At 72.5% G+C, this 302-nt stretch carries 1 protein-coding gene; it reads right to left on the bottom strand.

Features of this window, described 5'->3' with window-relative positions; all coding sequences use genetic code 11:
• On the bottom strand, positions 1–302 hold a 302-nt coding region (locus AAH979_RS43240; protein ID WP_346263914.1), incomplete at both ends, for a DUF6282 family protein.

Here is a 302-nt window from a genome sequence, read left to right as displayed (position 1 = left end):
GCGTGGTGAAGCAGCGTTCCAGCAGGGCGCCGGCCTCGGCGAGTTCCCGCTGCTGGGCGACGGGCAGTCGTTGCGAGGTGAACTCGGGGTGGGTGACGACGATCCGGCGTACTCCCTCCTCGCCGGCGGCGTGGACCACGGCCAGGATCTCCGGGCCGGACAGGTGCCCGGTGGCGAGCACGAGGTCGTGCCGGGCGATGACCCGGAGTACCTGGCGGACCGGTTCCCGTACCTGTCCGTCGGGGTCGACCACCTCGACGACGTCCGGGACGATGCCCTGGGCGTGCAGGTCGGCCTGGAGC

It is taken from the genome of Plantactinospora sp. ZYX-F-223 (assembly GCF_039649625.1).
Lineage (GTDB): Bacteria > Actinomycetota > Actinomycetes > Mycobacteriales > Micromonosporaceae > Plantactinospora.
Note: the sequence above shows the minus strand (reverse complement) of the source record. Positions and strands in the feature narration are given on the sequence as shown.